Annotated in this window: 15 protein-coding genes and 2 pseudogenes; 4 read left to right on the forward strand and 13 right to left on the reverse strand. The window is 71.7% G+C overall.

Annotated features, from left to right (window positions below; genetic code table 11):
• Positions 1–71: 71 nt before the first annotated feature.
• The 3 genes and pseudogenes from J2Z30_RS12955 to J2Z30_RS49505 all read left to right on the forward strand — a co-directional run.
• The gene (locus J2Z30_RS12955; RefSeq protein ID WP_044574740.1) at positions 72–659 is read left to right on the forward strand and encodes a Uma2 family endonuclease; all 588 of its coding nucleotides are present in this window, start codon (positions 72–74) and stop codon (positions 657–659) included.
• 467 nt (positions 660–1,126) lie between these two features.
• A pseudogene (locus tag J2Z30_RS12960) lies at positions 1,127–1,603 on the forward strand (BREX system ATP-binding domain-containing protein); the annotation flags it as partial.
• Between the two features lie 24 nt (positions 1,604–1,627).
• A pseudogene (locus tag J2Z30_RS49505) lies at positions 1,628–3,495 on the forward strand (DEAD/DEAH box helicase); the annotation flags it as partial.
• Between the two features lie 95 nt (positions 3,496–3,590).
• Here J2Z30_RS49505 and J2Z30_RS12975 read toward each other — a convergent pair.
• The 3 genes from J2Z30_RS12975 to J2Z30_RS12985 are packed head-to-tail and all read right to left on the reverse strand — an operon-like array spanning position 3,591 to position 5,551.
• Positions 3,591–3,809: a DUF2277 domain-containing protein gene (locus tag J2Z30_RS12975; protein ID WP_044574738.1), complete on the reverse strand. Its 219-nt coding sequence runs from the start codon at positions 3,807–3,809 to the stop codon at positions 3,591–3,593.
• 33 nt (positions 3,810–3,842) lie between these two features.
• Positions 3,843–4,697 (reverse strand): alpha/beta fold hydrolase, encoded by an 855-nt coding sequence (locus J2Z30_RS12980; protein ID WP_044574736.1) that lies wholly within the window; start codon positions 4,695–4,697, stop codon positions 3,843–3,845.
• 23 nt (positions 4,698–4,720) lie between these two features.
• Entirely contained in the window at positions 4,721–5,551 is an 831-nt protein-coding gene (locus J2Z30_RS12985; protein ID WP_052701557.1) for a 4'-phosphopantetheinyl transferase family protein, read from the reverse strand.
• 278 nt (positions 5,552–5,829) lie between these two features.
• Here J2Z30_RS12985 and J2Z30_RS12990 point away from each other — a divergent pair, with 278 nt between their 5' ends.
• The gene (locus tag J2Z30_RS12990; RefSeq protein ID WP_044574734.1) at positions 5,830–6,741 is read left to right on the forward strand and encodes an alpha/beta hydrolase; all 912 of its coding nucleotides are present in this window, start codon (positions 5,830–5,832) and stop codon (positions 6,739–6,741) included.
• A gap of 56 nt (positions 6,742–6,797) precedes the next feature.
• Here the strand turns inward: J2Z30_RS12990 and J2Z30_RS12995 are convergent, their stop codons facing one another.
• From J2Z30_RS12995 to J2Z30_RS13040, 10 genes are all read right to left on the reverse strand, one after another.
• A complete protein-coding gene (locus J2Z30_RS12995; protein WP_209468658.1) occupies positions 6,798–8,564 on the reverse strand; it encodes an acetyl/propionyl/methylcrotonyl-CoA carboxylase subunit alpha in 1,767 nt (588 codons plus the stop codon).
• Positions 8,565–8,618: 54 nt separating this feature from the next.
• A complete protein-coding gene (locus J2Z30_RS13000) occupies positions 8,619–9,548 on the reverse strand; it encodes an alpha/beta hydrolase (protein ID WP_044574729.1) in 930 nt (309 codons plus the stop codon).
• Positions 9,549–9,658: 110 nt separating this feature from the next.
• Entirely contained in the window at positions 9,659–10,432 is a 774-nt protein-coding gene (locus J2Z30_RS13005) for a DsbA family protein (protein ID WP_044574728.1), read from the reverse strand.
• A gap of 30 nt (positions 10,433–10,462) precedes the next feature.
• On the reverse strand, positions 10,463–11,266 hold the full coding sequence (fabG, locus tag J2Z30_RS13010) for a 3-oxoacyl-ACP reductase FabG (RefSeq protein ID WP_245387929.1): 804 nt from the start codon (positions 11,264–11,266) through the stop codon (positions 10,463–10,465).
• A 34-nt stretch (positions 11,267–11,300) separates the two neighbouring features.
• Positions 11,301–11,792 carry a 3-hydroxyacyl-ACP dehydratase FabZ family protein gene (locus tag J2Z30_RS13015; RefSeq protein ID WP_044574726.1) on the reverse strand — a complete coding sequence of 164 codons (492 nt, stop codon included), beginning with the start codon at positions 11,790–11,792 and terminating at the stop codon, positions 11,301–11,303.
• The gene (locus tag J2Z30_RS13020) at positions 11,789–12,250 is read right to left on the reverse strand and encodes a 3-hydroxyacyl-ACP dehydratase FabZ family protein (RefSeq protein WP_044574723.1); all 462 of its coding nucleotides are present in this window, start codon (positions 12,248–12,250) and stop codon (positions 11,789–11,791) included. Before J2Z30_RS13020 ends, J2Z30_RS13015 begins: the two co-directional genes overlap by 4 nt.
• A 1-nt stretch (position 12,251) precedes the next feature.
• Complete coding sequence (locus tag J2Z30_RS13025; RefSeq protein ID WP_044574722.1) at positions 12,252–12,506, reverse strand: acyl carrier protein; 255 nt, start codon at positions 12,504–12,506, stop codon at positions 12,252–12,254.
• 34 nt (positions 12,507–12,540) lie between these two features.
• Positions 12,541–13,545, reverse strand: coding sequence for an ACP S-malonyltransferase (locus J2Z30_RS13030; protein WP_078956862.1), 1,005 nt, complete (start codon positions 13,543–13,545; stop codon positions 12,541–12,543).
• A gap of 37 nt (positions 13,546–13,582) precedes the next feature.
• Positions 13,583–14,701: a beta-ketoacyl synthase N-terminal-like domain-containing protein gene (locus J2Z30_RS13035; RefSeq protein ID WP_044574720.1), complete on the reverse strand. Its 1,119-nt coding sequence runs from the start codon at positions 14,699–14,701 to the stop codon at positions 13,583–13,585.
• A 50-nt stretch (positions 14,702–14,751) separates the two neighbouring features.
• Positions 14,752–15,147, reverse strand: a complete 396-nt coding sequence (locus tag J2Z30_RS13040; RefSeq protein WP_044574715.1) for a hypothetical protein — start codon at positions 15,145–15,147, stop codon at positions 14,752–14,754.
• Positions 15,148–15,150: the final 3 nt, after the last annotated feature.

The following is a 15,150-nucleotide window of genomic DNA, read 5'->3' on the forward strand; positions in this document are numbered from 1 at the left end:
TCCACCACGGACCGCACCCCAGCCGCGCAGGTGCCCGGGAACACTGGCTTCCTCCAGGAAAGGGGTGCAACATGACGGTTATGACCGAGCGCACGTCCCACATGCTGGTGGAGGAGTTCGAGGAGATCGCTTCCACCGCGCCCGAAACCGTCACGTTGGAGTTCATCAACGGACGGATCGAGGAGAAGTACGTGCCGGACGGGGATCACGACGAGATCGTCAGGTGGCTGCAGAAGCGCTGCATGCAGCACCGCCCCGACCTCTGGCTCTACGCGGGCGAGCGTGGGCTGAAGGTCGAGGCCTACCGCAAGGGGCGGGCCCGCCCGGACGGAGTGCTGGCGCCGGAGGGGCACTTCAGGGGACACGGCGAGTGGTCCGACCCCGAGGGGGTCCTGATGGCCGTCGAGGTCACCTCGCATGACGGAGACACCGACCGCCGCGACCGTATCGACAAGCCCGCTGCCTACGCGGCGTCGGGCATTCCCGTCTATCTCCTCGTGGACCGTGACGCCTGCGCGGTCATCGTCCACACCAACCCCGACCCGAAGAGCGGCTGCTACCTCGACATCCACCGGGCCCCCTTCGGCGAGCGGGTGGACCTGCCCGACCCGGTGGGCATCACGCTCGACACGGACATCCTCAAGAACTACGTCCGCTGAGGCCCGGCCGCCAGGCCTGCGGCCTGAACAGCAGCCCGGGTACACACTGGCGTACCCGGGCTTGGACTCAGAGGGCATGAACTCTGCCGCCGGACGCATGAAACGGGCACGGGGGCGCCGCGCAACAGGGACGCATGCCCCGCGCTTCCGGGGCCGTGAGCCGCCCGCCCTGCCGCCTTTGAGCAGGGGCGGCAAGGGCGGGCGGCGGTCTTCAGTACCGCTGCCGACCGCCCGGGTAGCGGACCGGCTGTCGGCATTCCGGGGCGTCACTGGGCGGAAGCTGTCCGTCCAGCGCATGGCACAGGGCCGCGTGCAACTGCTCCGCCGAGGCGGGGGTCAGCCGCAATTCGGTGACGGCGAGTTGCCGTCCGCCGCCGCTGATCTGGAGTGGCAGTGCGAGTACGCCGCCGTCGGGGCGGCGCAGGCCCCGTGTCGGGGCGCTCGGCTTCCTTCAGGGACTGCTGACCGTGTTGAAGGACTGCGGCCACCCCGGACTGCTCGTCGTCCTGGACGAGATCGAGACCCTGCAACGCGTTCGCGGAGACGTACGGGAGAAAGGACTCAACGCCCTTCGCCAGCTGCTGGACGAGATCGACGCGGGACGCTTTCCCGGGCTTTTCCTCGTCATCACCGGTACCCCGGCCTTCTACGACGGGCAGCAGGGTGTACAGCGGCTCCCCCCCACTCGCCGGGCGGCTCGCCACCGATTTCTCCACCGACCCCGCTTCGACTCGCCGCGCGCCGTACAGCTCCGGCTCACCGGATTCGACCTGGCCAAGCTCGACGAGTTGGGCAGGTCGGTCCGCGATCTCTACGCGGGTGGCACCCGCCACCCCGAGCGGATCGCCGAACGGGCCGACGACGCGTACATCGGGGAGCTGGCCACCGCTCTCACCGGAACGCTCGGCGGGCGCGTGGGCATCGCACCCCGGCTCTTTCTGAAAAAGCTGGTGGACGTGTTGGACCGGGTGGACGAACACGCGGACTTCGATCCACGCCGGCTGGACCGGTTGCACCCCGGCCTGGTCCACCACATCGTCAACACCCTTGGCTGGCGCGCTCTGCGTCCTCTCCAGAATGAGGCCATCGTCCCTTTGCTGGACGGTTCGGACGCCATCCTGCTCGCTCCCACCGCGGGCGGTAAGACAGAGGCCGCGGCCTTCCCTCTGCTGTCGCGGATGGCGGAGGAGAACTGAAGCGGCACCTCGGTGCTGTACGTCTGTCCGCTGAAGGCCCTGCTGAACAACTTGCTGCCGCGCCTGGAGACGTACGCCTCCTGGCTGGGCCGGACCGCGGCACTCTGGCACGGGGACGTGTCGTCAGCACGCAGGAAAGGGATCCTGCGGGCGCGGCCGGACATCCTTCTGACCACGCCGGAGTCCCTTGAGTCGATGTTGGTCAGCGCCAACGTGGATCACCGGGCGTTCTTCGCCGGGCTGCGTTCGATCGTGGTGGACGAGGTGCACGCCTTCGCCGGGGACGACCGTGGATGGCATCTGCTGGCCGTGCTGGAGCGGCTGGAACGGGTGGTCGGGCGGCCGGTGCAACGGGTGGGGCTGTCGGCGACGGTCGGGAACCCGGAACAGTTGCTGGGCTGGTTGCAGGGCTCGGGGGCCGGACAGCGCATGGCCCAGGTGGTGGCGCCACACCTGCGGGAGACGGCCCCCACCCTGCCTCCGCCCGGCGATATCCAGCTCGATCATGTCGGCTCACTGGAGAACGCGGCCACGGTGATCTCCGCTCTGCACCTGGGCGAAAAACGGCTGGTGTTCTGCGAATCCCGCAAGCAGGTCGAGGAGCTGGGCGAGAGTCTGCGCGCCAAAGGCGTGACGACGTTCCTGTCGCATGCGTCGCTGTCGATCGACGAGCGGGGTCGGTCCGTAACTGTCTGTTCCTCGCGACGGGTGAGGGCGGGCTGCTCGCCGCTTCGGCACTGCTACTGCTGTGGTCGCGTGGCTGGGTCGAGGCGGTCGTAGCTCCCCCGGAACCACGGCACATCGTGGCGCAGCAGGTGCTGGCCCTCTGCCTCCAGGAACATACAGTCGGGGATCGGCTGTGGCAGGAGTGGTGGGGCGGGCTGGGCCCCTTCGGACCGGCGGCCGAACCGATTGTCCGGCACCTGGTGGGTGAGGGATATCTCGAACGGGACGGTGACCTGCTGTTCATCGGCCCGGAGGCCGAGCGACGCTTCGGGTACCGGCATTTCATGGACCTGACGGCGGTGTTCACTGCCGCACCAGAGTTCACGGTGCTGTCCGGCCGCAGCGAGATCGGCACGACCGATCCACAGCTACTGACCGAGGAGGTGGCCGGACCGCGGCGGCTGCTGCTGGCGGGGCGCAACTGGCAAGTGACCTACATCGACTGGTCCCGGCGGCGCTGCTTCGTCGAGCCGGTGGACGGCGGCGGCAAGGCCCGGTGGAGCAGCGGTCGGGCCCTGCGGGCACTCTCGCACGAGCTGACGGGCGCGGCTCGGGAGGTTCTCCTGGGAGCCGATCCACCGGTGACGCTGACCAAGCGCGCAGAGTCGGCTCTGGCCCAGGTTCGGGAAGACAACGCGGAATACGTTCACCCGGACGGAACGGTGATCCTACGCGGCGGACGGGACACCAACGTCCGGTGGTGGACATGGGCCGGCTATCGCGCCAACGCCACCCTGGCGGCCACGCTCACGAACATCGCCGACCCGCTCCAGCGCCCCACAGACACCTATGTCAGGCTTCGCGAGGATCTCACCCCTGACGATTGGCAAAAAGCGAAGGCCGAGGCCGAAAGTCGGCTCTGCCTGCCTGCCGTGGACGCCCGTGCAGCAAGCGGGCTCAAGTTCAACACTGCGCCGTCAGATTCGCCTCAGCTGAGCGGTGACCTGGCATTTTCGGCGCACAACTGATCAAGCGAATGGCCCGGGTGCTCTCGACAGCCCCGGGCCATTCAGCGTGCCGCCCCGCCGCGCACCTCGAGCGAGTCCAGCAGCTCCCCCGTGGCGGCGGCGATGGCCTCGACGGCCTTGTCGAACGCCTCCGCGTTGTGGGCGGCCGGGCTGCGGAAGCCGGAGATCTTGCGGACGTACTGGAGGGCTGCGGCGCGCATATCGGCCTCGGTGACGGACTCGGCGTAGGGCGGGCGGAGCGTCTTGATGGATCTGCACATACTGACGACGGTACGCCGGGGGTACGACAGCCCCTAGGCCGTCTCGGGGCCGCCCACGACGAAGGCGCGGATCAGGTCGGCCAGGGGGCCCGGCTGGTCCTGGGGGATCAGGGTGTAGCTGTCGGGGATCTCCACCAGACTGCCCCGGGGCAGCAGACCAGCCAGGCGCAGACCGTGCTCGGGCGGCATGACGCGGTCCTCGGACGCCCAGGCCACCAGGGCGGGTCGGTCGAAGGTGCGCAGGGCGTCGGCCCAGTGGAGCAGCTCGTTCACCGGTGGCACGCCGAGGGCGTACTTCCGCAGGTCGCGGCGGACCTCCGGGGAGGTCCACAGCGGCTGGAACCAGGCGTCCATCACCTCGCGGTCCACCGGGCGCTTGGTCATCCAGCCCCAGGTCATCGGCAGCCGTCGCAGGGGTGCGAGCTTCAGCAGCTTGAAGGCGGCGTTGAGCCCGCCCGGCAGCTTCGCGGCCAGCCGCAGATTCTTGCCGGGCAGCCCGGGAGGGTAGTTCTCGAACGCCTCGCAGGAGGTGATCACCAGTCGGCCGATCCGCTGGTCGCGGCCGTCGGCGATCAGCGCCTGCGCGCCGCCCCAGTCGTTCATGGCCAGCGTGACATCCGTAAGGTCGAGCCGGTCCAGGAACTCGGCGACCAGCCGAGCCACTCCGAGCACCGACAGATCCGCGTCGGGCCGCATCGGGCGGCGGTGCCCGCCCAGGGGGAGGGTGGGGACGACACAGCGGATGTCGGGGGCCAGCGCGGCGACCACATCGCGCCACAGGGAGCCGTCCATGGCGACTCCGTGCAGCAGGACCGCGACGGGGCCCTCGCCTCCCGTGTCCTCGTACTCGATGACGCCTGCCGAGAGTTCCACCTCGAGATGCGGCATGGCGCCGACTGTACCCGGGGTGATCACTCCAGAGGCAGACCGGCCAGCGTCACCACCGGACGCGCCGCGTCGCCGGACGCGCCCTCGCCCCGTACGGCGTCCCTTACGGCGACCGCCGCGTGGTAGCCGGGCGGGGCGTCCAGGTCGGCGAAGGCCCAGCCGCGCGGGCCCGGCGGGGCACCGGCGGGGGCCAGGCCCTCGGCGAGCCCGACGTGGTGGGCGCCGATCCCGCCCGGCAGCCCGGTGCCGATGCCCTTGAGGTACGCCTCCTTACGGACCCAGCAGCCCAGGAACGCCTCCTCCCGCAGCTCCTCCGGAAGCGCGTCGATCGCCGACCGCTCCTCGGGGTGCAACTGCCCGACCAGCCCCGTCAGCCGGGCCCCGGCGCGCCCGGGGTCCCGCTCCTCGACATCGGCGCCGACGGGTACTCCGGCGACGGCACACAGGGCCGCGTCCCCGGAGTGGGAGAGGGAGAAGTGCAGCGCGTCCCCGCCCGCCAGGGCCGGGCGGCCGTGCGGCTTGTCGCAGTCCGGCATGCCACAGGTCTCCCGGGTGAACGCGACCTCGGCCGGGTCGATGCCGAGATAGCCGCCGAGCAGCGTCCGCAGCCCCACATGGGAGGTCACATAGCGCTCGCGCGCCACGTCCGACCGCAGCCGCGCCGCGCGCTCGCGCTCCCGCTCGTCCAGCATGCCCTCCGCGACGGCGGCGGCAGCGGCGGCGTACGGCGGGATCCGCAGCAGCCATACGGCCACCTCACCGGGGCCGGGGCGGTCCCCGGGGCCGGGCAGGGCGCGGACCGGGGCCCATCGCCGGGGCTCATGTGCGGGCTGAACCGGGCTGGTGAAGGACACTGTTCGGCTTCCCCCCGTGCTATTGGCCGATGATGCGCTCGCTGCGGACGTACTGACGGTACAGCGGCGCGCGCGGCGCGCCGTGGGTGGCCCGCCGTCGGAACGCGCCACCACGACCGCTTCACACGCCCCCAACCCCCCTGTCACAAGGCCGCGTTGCCGATCGCGGACACCCGGTGACTTAGGCCACGTTCACGGTCCGGCCGACGCGGTCACCTGTCCGTCCGCACTACGATCGCGCACGTCCGGGCACGATCGGTGATGGGGGTTTGACGACCATGGCGACGGGATTCCTGGCCAAGGCGGCCTCAGCGGTGACCCTGCCGGTGGCACCGCTGTACGGCGCCTTCCTCTCGTACATGATCTTCCACCCGCCCCGCAGACCGCATCACAAGACCCCCGCCGACCTGGGGCTGACCAGCACCGACGTCAACGTTCCGCTGAACGGGCGGCAGGGCCGCGGGCTGCATGTCTGGCTCATCCCCGGCGACGCCGAGCGGGTCGTGGTGCTCGGACACGGCCTGGGACTCAGCAAGTCCGCGAGCCTGGCGCACGCGCGACTGCTCAGCGAGGCGGGCTACACGGTCGCCATGTTCGACCACCGCAACCACGGTAAGAGCGTCGCGGACCGGGCGGGCTGGGGCATGAGCGACCGTCACACCGACGACGTGGTCGCCGTGGTGCGGCACATGCGGTCGATGGACGAGTACGCCGCGGCGCGCATCGCCATCTACGGCTTCTCGATCTCGACCTTCCCCTCCTTCTACATGCTCAAGAGGGAGGACTGCCCGGTCGACGCGGTGGTCTTCGACAGCGGCCCGGCGCTCGAGCTGGCCCCGCTGTTCCGGAACTTCGTCGCGGCCGGCGGGGTGCCCATCCCGGGCCCGCTGGGCGCCGGTCCCTCCCGCCCGGTCGTGGAGTCGGTCGCCTCGTCGGCCGCCGTGGCGATGCTGCGGGTGCAGTGGCCGCCGCCGCTCGGGGGGGCGTACGAGCGCACCCCGATGCTCTTCCTGGCCGGTGAGCGCGACACCATGATCCCCGCCTCGGGGGTCCGGGCGCTGGCCGAGCGCTATCCGCTGGCCGAGGTGCACACCCTGCCCGACACCGAGCATCTGCAGGGCATCAAGACCCAGCCGGAGACGTACGCGGAGACCGTCCTGGCCTTCCTGGAGCGGACGCTCAAGGACTGAGCCTTACGGTGGGCCCGGCCGGACCCGGCCCACCGTAAGGACGCCATGGCGGCGGGTCAGTCCTTGAGTTCGCAGATCACCGCGCCCGCGCTGACCGAGGCGCCGACGTCCGCGTTCAGGTTCTTGACGATGCCCGCGCGGTGGGCGTTGAGGGGCTGCTCCATCTTCATGGCCTCCAGGACCACGATGAGATCGCCCTCGGCCACCGTGTCGCCCTCGCCCACGGCCACCTTGACGATGGTGCCCTGCATCGGGGAGGCCAGGGCGTCGCCGGAGGCGGCGGAGCCGGACTTCTTGACCGCCTTGCGCTTCGGCTTCTTCGAACCGCCCACGGAGCCCGCGGCCTCCCCGGGCGACACCGCCAGGCCGAGGACCGCCGGGAGGGAGATCTCCAGCCGCTTGCCGCCGACCTCGACGACGACTGTCTCGCGTGCGGTGGGCTCCTCGGCCTCGTCCGCCCCGGTCGGGGTGAACGGGGCGATGGTGTTGTTGAACTCGGTCTCGATCCAGCGGGTGTGGATGGTGAACGGCTCGCTGGTGAACGCCGGGTCCGTCACCACCGCCTGGTGGAACGGGATCGCGGTGGCCATGCCCTCGACCTGGAACTCGGCCAGGGCGCGGGCCGCGCGCTGGAGGGCCTGGGTGCGGGTGGCGCCGGTGACGATCAGCTTGGCCAGCAGGGAGTCCCACGCGGGGCCGATGACGCTGCCGGACTCCACGCCCGCGTCCAGCCGCACACCGGGGCCGGTCGGCGGGACGAAGGAGGTCACGGTGCCCGGTGCGGGCAGGAAGTTGCGGCCCGGGTCCTCGCCGTTGATCCGGAACTCGAAGGAGTGGCCGCGCATCGGCGGGTCGTCGTAGCCGATGGCCTCGCCGTCGGCGATGCGGAACATCTCGCGGACCAGGTCGATGCCGGTGACCTCTTCGGTGACCGGGTGCTCCACCTGGAGGCGGGTGTTGACCTCGAGGAAGGAGATGGTGCCGTCGTTGCCGACGAGGAACTCCACGGTGCCCGCGCCGACGTATCCGGCCTCCTTGAGGATGGCCTTGGAGGCGGCGTAGAGCTGGGCGTTCTGGTCCTCGGTGAGGAAGGGGGCGGGGGCCTCTTCGACGAGTTTCTGGTGGCGGCGCTGGAGGGAGCAGTCGCGGGTGGAGACCACGACGACGTTGCCGTGGGTGTCGGCCAGGCACTGGGTCTCGACGTGGCGTGGTTTGTCCAGGTAGCGCTCGACGAAGCATTCGCCGCGGCCGAAGGCGGCCACGGCCTCGCGGACGGCGGAGTCGTAGAGCTCGGGGACTTCTTCCATCGTGCGGGCGACCTTCAGGCCGCGGCCGCCGCCGCCGAAGGCGGCTTTGATGGCGATGGGCAGGCCGTGCTGCCCGGCGAAGGCCAGGACTTCCTCGGCCCCGGAGACGGGGTCGGGGGTGCCGGCGACCAGCGGGGCGCCGGCGCGCTGGGCGATGTGGCGGGCGGCGACCTTGTCGCCCAGGTCGCGGATGGCGTGTGGCGGGGGGCCGATCCAGGTCAGTCCCGCGTCGAGGACGGCCTGGGCGAACTCGGCGTTCTCGGAGAGGAATCCGTAGCCGGGGTGGACGGCGTCGGCGCCGGATTCGGCGGCCGCGGCCAGGACCTTGGCCTGGTCGAGATAGCTGGCCGCCGGGGTGTCACCGCCCAGTGCATAGGCTTCATCGGCCGCGCGCACATGACATGCGTCCCGGTCCGGATCGGCGTAGACGGCTACGCTCGCGATCCCGGCATCCCGGCAGGCACGGGCAACACGGACAGCGATCTCGCCACGGTTGGCGATGAGCACCTTTTGCATGCTCTCTCTTCCCTCTTCCGAAAAGTTCCGTCCCGTCGGGGACGGTCAAGGTGGCTACCCCAGGGCCCGCTCGAGGAAATCCAGCACCACGCTCGCGTAGCCTTCGGGATCGGTCTCCAGCCCGAGCAGATGCTCGGCTCCCGGTAGGACGTGCGTCTCGGCTTGGGCATAGCGCTCGGCCAGCGCGTCCACCGAGGAGGGCGGCACGATCGCATCGTGCTCGCCCGACATGAACAACAGGGGGATCTTGGCGAACTTGCCCGTCGCGGGCGGCGGCCACTGGGCCCGGAGCATGGCCGGTCCCACCGCGCACAGCGTCCGCGCCACCACCGAACGGGCCGGTTCGCCCTTCAGCACGGCGGGCAGCGGCAGCGCCCCAGCCTCCAGGAACTTGCGCAGCAGCGGCGGGACGTCGTGTCCCGGCCCGCTGTCGCACACCAGCGCGTCAAGTTCGAACCCGTCGTGCGTCAGCGCCCACATGGACGAGAAGCACGAGAACGAGAAGCCGTAGAAGGCTATCCGCGCCGTGCCGTACCCGCGCCGGCCGCGCAGATGGGACACCACGGCGGTGACATCGCTCGCGAACCGGTCGCCGAGCCCGAACAGCGCCCGGTCGTCGCTGCTGGCCCCATGGTTGCGGTGGTCGAACAGACAGACGGTGTACCCGGCGTCGTGCAGGAACTTGGCGTGGCGGAGGCTGTGGTCCTTCGCCGTCGCCATGCTGTGCCCGAGCACCACCACCTTCTCGGGGGACCCCGGGCACAGCCAGGTGTCGAGGTGCTTCCGCGCCGCGAAGGGGACCTTCAGCTCGGTGCAGGGCAGCCCGTGGTCCCGGGGGTGCTCCCGCTGTTCCCGGCGCCGCGGATGGAAGGCCAGATACGCCAGCGAGACCCCGAACAGCGGGGCGACCGGCAGGGCCGCGGCCGAGAGGGCGCGGGCTCCCAGGGAAGGAGGCCGCGCCGACGTCTGGCGTGGCTCGGGCATCTGCGTCCTCCAGGAGGGGGAGTGTCCGTCGGCGGTCAGGGCGTTCTCGTCTCGGTCTGAACGGGCGGATGGACGGGCGACAACGTGTGAACGAGCGGGCGGGCGAAGAGTCAGCCACAGCCTCCGGCATGGCCCGGATCGGCCGACCGGGCGGCGGCGAAGCCCGCGTCCGGAAGCTCGGCGACGTCCGCGTCCGGCGCCCCGACAAGAGGCGTGTCCCGGGACCGGGAGCCGGACCCGGGTCCGAACCCCGAGCCGGACCCCGAGCGGACCGAGGCGACGAAGGCCGCCAGCCGGTCCACGCCCCAGAACTTGTCATAGCCGTGGGTGAAGAACGGCACGCCGAACGCCCCTGCGTCGCTGAGCGCGAGCAGGGCCTGGAGCCCCCGGCCGGCGCGCAGCTCCTCGTCATCGGCGGCCGCCGCCGCCCGTTCGGCCGGCAGCCCCAGCTCCCCGGCGATGTCCGCGATGGTCGTACGGTCGCAGATGTCGCGGCCCTCCTGCCAGCGCGCTCGGTAGACGCGCTCGATCCAGGCGGGGCCGAGCCCCGCGTCCAGCGCGAGGAAGTACGGCAGATGGGGCACCTCCCAGACCGGGTCGTGATCCACCGGCCAGCTGACCGCGAGGCCGCGGTCGGTCGTCAGCCGTCGCACATCCTGGAGGATATAGAGATGCTTCTCCCGGGACATCGCCGAATAGGGGAAGTGATGGCCGTGTTCGGCCATACGGCGCTCCCCTTCCGCGTCCGGCTCCCACCACAGGTGCCATTCCACCGCCTGCGCGACATCCGGATAGCGGCCCATCAGATCACGGTAGGCGATCCAGCTGTACGGGCTGCGGAAATTGAAATAGAACCGCGGTACTTTGCTGCGCTTGGCTGCCACGTCCGTACCCCCTCGCTCGTCCGTCTCCGGTCAGAGGACGATGCCGCCGTCCACCTGGAACACCGCACCGGTCACATAATCCGCTCCGACCAGGTACGCGACCATGTCGGCGACCTCCTCGGGACGGCCGAAGCGGCGCAGCGGGATGCTCTGTTCCGCCTCCTTGCGCACCCGGTCGGAGAGCTCGGCCGTCATATCGGTCTCGACAAAGCCGGGTGCCACCACATTGGCTCGAATGCCGTAGCGGCCGACCTCCTTGGCGAGCGACTTGGTGAAGCCGATGATCCCCGCTTTGGAGGCCGCGTAATTGCTCTGGGTCGCATTGCCGTGGACACCGGCCACGGACGAGATGTTGATGACGCATCCGGACTTGCGTTTCATCATTCCGAACACCACGGAACGGCACAGGTGATAGGTGCCGTCCAGGTTGACCTCCAGGACGCCGTGCCACTCCTCGTCCGTCATCAGCAGCAGCGGATTGTCCCGGGTGATCCCGGCGGAGGTGACCGCGACCTCGACCGGGCCGAGCGACTCCTCGGCGAAGGCGACCAGCTCGCGCACCGCGCCCGCGTCGCGGACGTCCGTCTGCCGGCCGAGCACCCGCCCGCCGCCGAGCCGCGCCGCCTCCTCCTCCAGTTCACGGGCGGCGTCGGGGCTGGAGCGATGGCAGAACGCCACATCGAGACCGTCCCGGGCCAGCCGGAGCACGGTGGCCCGGCCTATGCCGCGGGAGCCGCCGGAGACCAGCGCGACGCGCGGCGTCGGCCTCTCCTCAGGCGTCGGCTCCTCGTCACCGGATGCGCGGCCCGTGTCGTCGGATATTCGGTCGGACATACGGTGAGGTCCTTCTCCCGGGGGTGGTGTGCGGTCAGAGCGGGTCGGGCACGGGCGGGGCGGTCAGGTCGGAGGCCGGGCGCATGGTCATCGTCAGCCGCCCTATGGTGAGGGCGGTCTCCTTGCCGACCAGGCTCTCGCCCTCGAAGACATAGGTCTCGCCGACCTGGCGGGCCAGCCGCACATGATGCTCCACCACATCGCCGGGCACCACCGGCCGGTGGAACTCGGCGTCCGCGATGCCGCCCAGCAGCATCGCCTTGCCCGAGCGCACATCGGGGTTGGGCCGGTCCCAGGTGACCAGCACCCCGGCCACATGGCACCAGGACTCGATGAGCACCGTCCACGGATAGTGGTAGTCCTCCTCGGTCGCCGTGTCCGGCATCCCCTCGTACCAGGGCTCGTTGCAGGTGACCGCCTTCAGCCCGCTCGCCCGCTCGCCCGGCACCAGCTCGGTGACCCGGTCGACCAGCAGCATGGGGTAGCGGTGCGGCAGCATCCGCTTGATCTCGTCGACGGTGATCATCCGGCGTCCGCTCCTCGGTCCTGCTCGCTCCGCTCCCCCGCACCGGCCACCGGGCCCGGAGCGTCCCGGTTCTCGAAGCGCAGCCTTATCTGCGCGGCGGGCCCGCGCCCGGTGGCCGCCGAGGCCCGGCAGCGCCAGCCACCGTCCTTGCGCGACCAGACGTATTCACTGGTCAGCTCGTCACCGGGGTAGACCGGGCTGAGGAAGCGGGAGGATTCGACGGCCGCCAGGACCCAGCGTCCGCCCGGTTCGCGCTCCGGCATGGTGGCGAGGGCGCCGCGCTGCACGTACTCCACGACACACACCCCGGGGAAGATGGCGAACCCCGGGAAGTGCCCGGCGAACACCTTCTCCGACACGCCGACCACGGCCACGCACCGGGCGGGCCGCTCACCGGGGAGGCCAGGGTCCACGACCTCCACGGTGCCGTCCACCGGCCCGCACGCCGCCGCCGGCATCTCACTCCCCCAGCTTCGAGGCGAGCAGGTCGTGCACCTTCCGGAGCGTGGTGATGTCCTTCATCTCCCGCTCCTCCAGCTTCACCGAGTACTTCTTCTCCAGGACGACCATGACCTCGAGGGCCATCAGGGAGTCCACGCCGAGGGTCTTGACGAAGTCGGCGTCGTCGGTGACGTCCTCCTCGTCCACGTCGAGCACATCCGCGACGAAGGTGCGCAGCTCGTCCATGTCCAGGGCGGCGGTGGCGTCGGCCATGCGGGGGTCTCCTTCCGCTCTCAGAGCGTGGGGCTCAGGGTTCGGGGGTGATGAGCTTGGCGAGGGCGGCGGCCGACTCGACCGGGACGGTGAGCGCGCCGTCCGCGATCCGGCGGATCATGCCGGTCAGCTGACGCCCGGGGCCCAGCTCCACGAACCGGACGCAGCCCAGCTCGCCGGCGAGCGTGCGGACGCTCTCCTCCCAGCGCACCGGGCTGGTGAGCTGGGCCAGTTCGAGGTCCCGCCAGTGCCCGCCGCTCGCGTACGACTGGGCGTCCACGTTGGCGACGACCGGGGTGTGCTCGGGGGCGAAGTCCACGGCGGCCAGGGCCGCGCGCAGTTCGTCGGCGGCAGCAGCCATCAGCGGGCTGTGGAAGGCGCCGCCGACGGCGAGCCGGATCACCTTGCCCTCGCTCTCCACGGCCAGTTCGGCGAGCCGGTCGACGGCCTCGGCGGTGCCCGAGAGCACGATGGCGCCGGGAGCGTTCACATTGGCGATCCAGACCTGGCCGCCGTCCTCCTGGACCCGGGCGACCAGCGCCTCCACGGTCTCCGGGCCGAGCCGCACCACGGCGGCCATGGTGCCGGGCGACTCCTCGGCGCACGCGCGCATGGCCCGGCCGCGGGCGGCCACGAGGCGGGCGGTGTCGGCGAGCGGCACGGCCCCGGCGGCGTGCAGCGCGGTGTACTCGCCCAGGCTGTGCCCGGCGCAGGCCACCACGCCGGCCAGCAGCCCGGCGGCCTCCGCCTCGCGGTGGGCGAGCACCTCGGTGGTGAAGACGGCGATCTGGGCGAGGTCGGTGCGGCGCAGCGTCTCGTCGTCGGCTTTCAGGAGGAGTTCGTCGACGTCGACACCGGTGTACTCGGAGATCTCCGCCACCAGCGCCCAGGACGCGGTGTCCCGCCACGCCTCGCCCATGCCCGCCTTCTGGGCGCCCTGCCCGGGGAAGACCAGCGCCGTACGGGGCCCCTCGTCCGCGGGGGCCGCAGGGGCCGCAGGGGCCGCGGGGGCCGCGGCCATCGTCTCTCGGTCCGTCATCTCAACCAGCTCCTTCAGTTCAGGGGGCGGCGGCCCGTCACCGGATCCGCAGCAGGGCCGCGCCGACCACGCCGTCCCGGTCCACGGTGGTGACCAGGGCGCTCCCGCCGGAGGGGATCTCCTTGCGCTCGGCCATCGCGAGCACGGCGGCGATCTGGAAGGCCGCCGCGGCGGCGCAGGTGTCCCCGATGGTGTCGGCGGCCGTGATCCTCGGTGGCTCCTTGCCGCCGAGGGCGTCGGCGAGGGCGGCGAGCTCGGCCTCCCCCTCGGCGCCGGGGGCGCCGGAGTCGGCGACGGCGCTCAGCTCGCCGGGGGCCACACCGGTGCGGTCCAGCAGCCGGCCGATCGCCTCGGCGAGCACCGTACGGGCGGCCTTCGCGTCCGCGGCGCAGCCGAACTCCAGGCCCACCACCTCGGCGAGCCCGTCGCGGCCGTGCTCGCGCGCCGAGGCGTCGGGCTCCAGCAGCCATACGGCCGCGCCCTCGCCGAGCACGGCGGCGCTGTTCCCGTCCGCGCGGGCGTGCCATTCCAGCCAGGCGCGGGCGGAGGAGAACTCCTCGACCGCCCCGCACAGCACGGCCTCGGCCCGGCCGGCCCGCTGGAGCCGCACCGCGTACCGCAGGGCGAGCAGCCCGGTGGCGCGGCCGCCCGCGATGGTGGTGTTGGGGCCCCTGAGCCCGTGCCAGATGGCGGACTGGCCGGCCGCGCAGTTCATCACGGTGTTGGGGAACCGGGCCGGGTCCACGTAGAAGGGCTTCTCGCCCACCAGCGAGTCCCGGGTGAAGTCCATGATGCTCTGGGCGGAGCCGGTGCTGGTACCGAGCGCGAGACCGGTCTCCTCGCCCACCCCCGGCAGCCGCTCGCCCTCGCCGTACTCCCGTTCCCCGGTCAGCAGATGGCGTATCGCGGTGACGGCAAGGCCGGTGGCCCGGTCCATGGAGCGGGTGCCCTTGCGGCCGAGGATCTGCCGGATGTGGAAGTCGGGCACGAGGCTCGCCTCGCGGAACGGCGCCGACCACTCCTCGGGGTCCAGCGGCCGGGCGGCCGGGCGGCCGGACCGCAGGGCCGCGGTGAAGTCGGCCCCGCGCAGTCCCAGGGGCGATACGGCGGTCCAGGCCGAGATGACCGGGGCTGCCCCGGAGGGGGCGTTGACCATGGGTACGGGTACTCCTTCGGTAGGGCCCAGGGGGCCGTGGGAGGGGCGGGTCACAGGAACCACACCTGTTCGTAGGAGGGCCAGCGGGCCGCGAGGTCGTCGCCCCCGATGACGCATACGCCGGGCAGCAGCCGCTCGGCGGCGGTGCGGCCGAGCGCGGCCAGACCGTCCTCCTCGACCAGCACGGTCACCCCGGCGGCCAGCAGCTTCGCCACGGAGGTGGGCGGATCGGGCAGGGTGTCCAGGGTGCGGCCGCCGAGGCGCAGCGCGGGCCGGGGGCCGGTGTCGAGGGCGTAGCCGGCGGCGGGGCCGCGCAGCGCCAGATCGCAGCCGCCGCTCTGCCGGTGCAGATCGGGCACGCAGTACAGCACGTCGGCGTACTGGGTCTCGACCGAGCCCCGGTACGCCTTCTCCACGATCAGCAGCCAGCGCGCCTGGTCGCCCATGGC

Source organism: Streptomyces iranensis, assembly GCF_017874715.1.
Taxonomy (GTDB): domain Bacteria; phylum Actinomycetota; class Actinomycetes; order Streptomycetales; family Streptomycetaceae; genus Streptomyces; species Streptomyces iranensis.

Coding starts and splice junctions, on each gene's coding strand:
- J2Z30_RS12955 (WP_044574740.1), top strand. CDS start 72: ATGACGGTTATGACCGAGCGCACGTCCCACATGCTGGTGGAGGAGTTC.
- J2Z30_RS12975 (WP_044574738.1), bottom strand. CDS start 3,809: ATGTGCAGATCCATCAAGACGCTCCGCCCGCCCTACGCCGAGTCCGTC.
- J2Z30_RS12980 (WP_044574736.1), bottom strand. CDS start 4,697: ATGCCGCATCTCGAGGTGGAACTCTCGGCAGGCGTCATCGAGTACGAG.
- J2Z30_RS12990 (WP_044574734.1), top strand. CDS start 5,830: ATGGCGACGGGATTCCTGGCCAAGGCGGCCTCAGCGGTGACCCTGCCG.
- J2Z30_RS12995 (WP_209468658.1), bottom strand. CDS start 8,564: ATGCAAAAGGTGCTCATCGCCAACCGTGGCGAGATCGCTGTCCGTGTT.
- J2Z30_RS13000 (WP_044574729.1), bottom strand. CDS start 9,548: ATGCCCGAGCCACGCCAGACGTCGGCGCGGCCTCCTTCCCTGGGAGCC.
- fabG (WP_245387929.1), bottom strand. CDS start 11,266: ATGTCCGACCGAATATCCGACGACACGGGCCGCGCATCCGGTGACGAG.
- J2Z30_RS13015 (WP_044574726.1), bottom strand. CDS start 11,792: ATGATCACCGTCGACGAGATCAAGCGGATGCTGCCGCACCGCTACCCC.
- J2Z30_RS13020 (WP_044574723.1), bottom strand. CDS start 12,250: ATGCCGGCGGCGGCGTGCGGGCCGGTGGACGGCACCGTGGAGGTCGTG.
- J2Z30_RS13025 (WP_044574722.1), bottom strand. CDS start 12,506: ATGGCCGACGCCACCGCCGCCCTGGACATGGACGAGCTGCGCACCTTC.
- J2Z30_RS13030 (WP_078956862.1), bottom strand. CDS start 13,545: ATGACGGACCGAGAGACGATGGCCGCGGCCCCCGCGGCCCCTGCGGCC.
- J2Z30_RS13035 (WP_044574720.1), bottom strand. CDS start 14,701: ATGGTCAACGCCCCCTCCGGGGCAGCCCCGGTCATCTCGGCCTGGACC.
- J2Z30_RS13040 (WP_044574715.1), bottom strand. CDS start 15,147: ATGGGCGACCAGGCGCGCTGGCTGCTGATCGTGGAGAAGGCGTACCGG.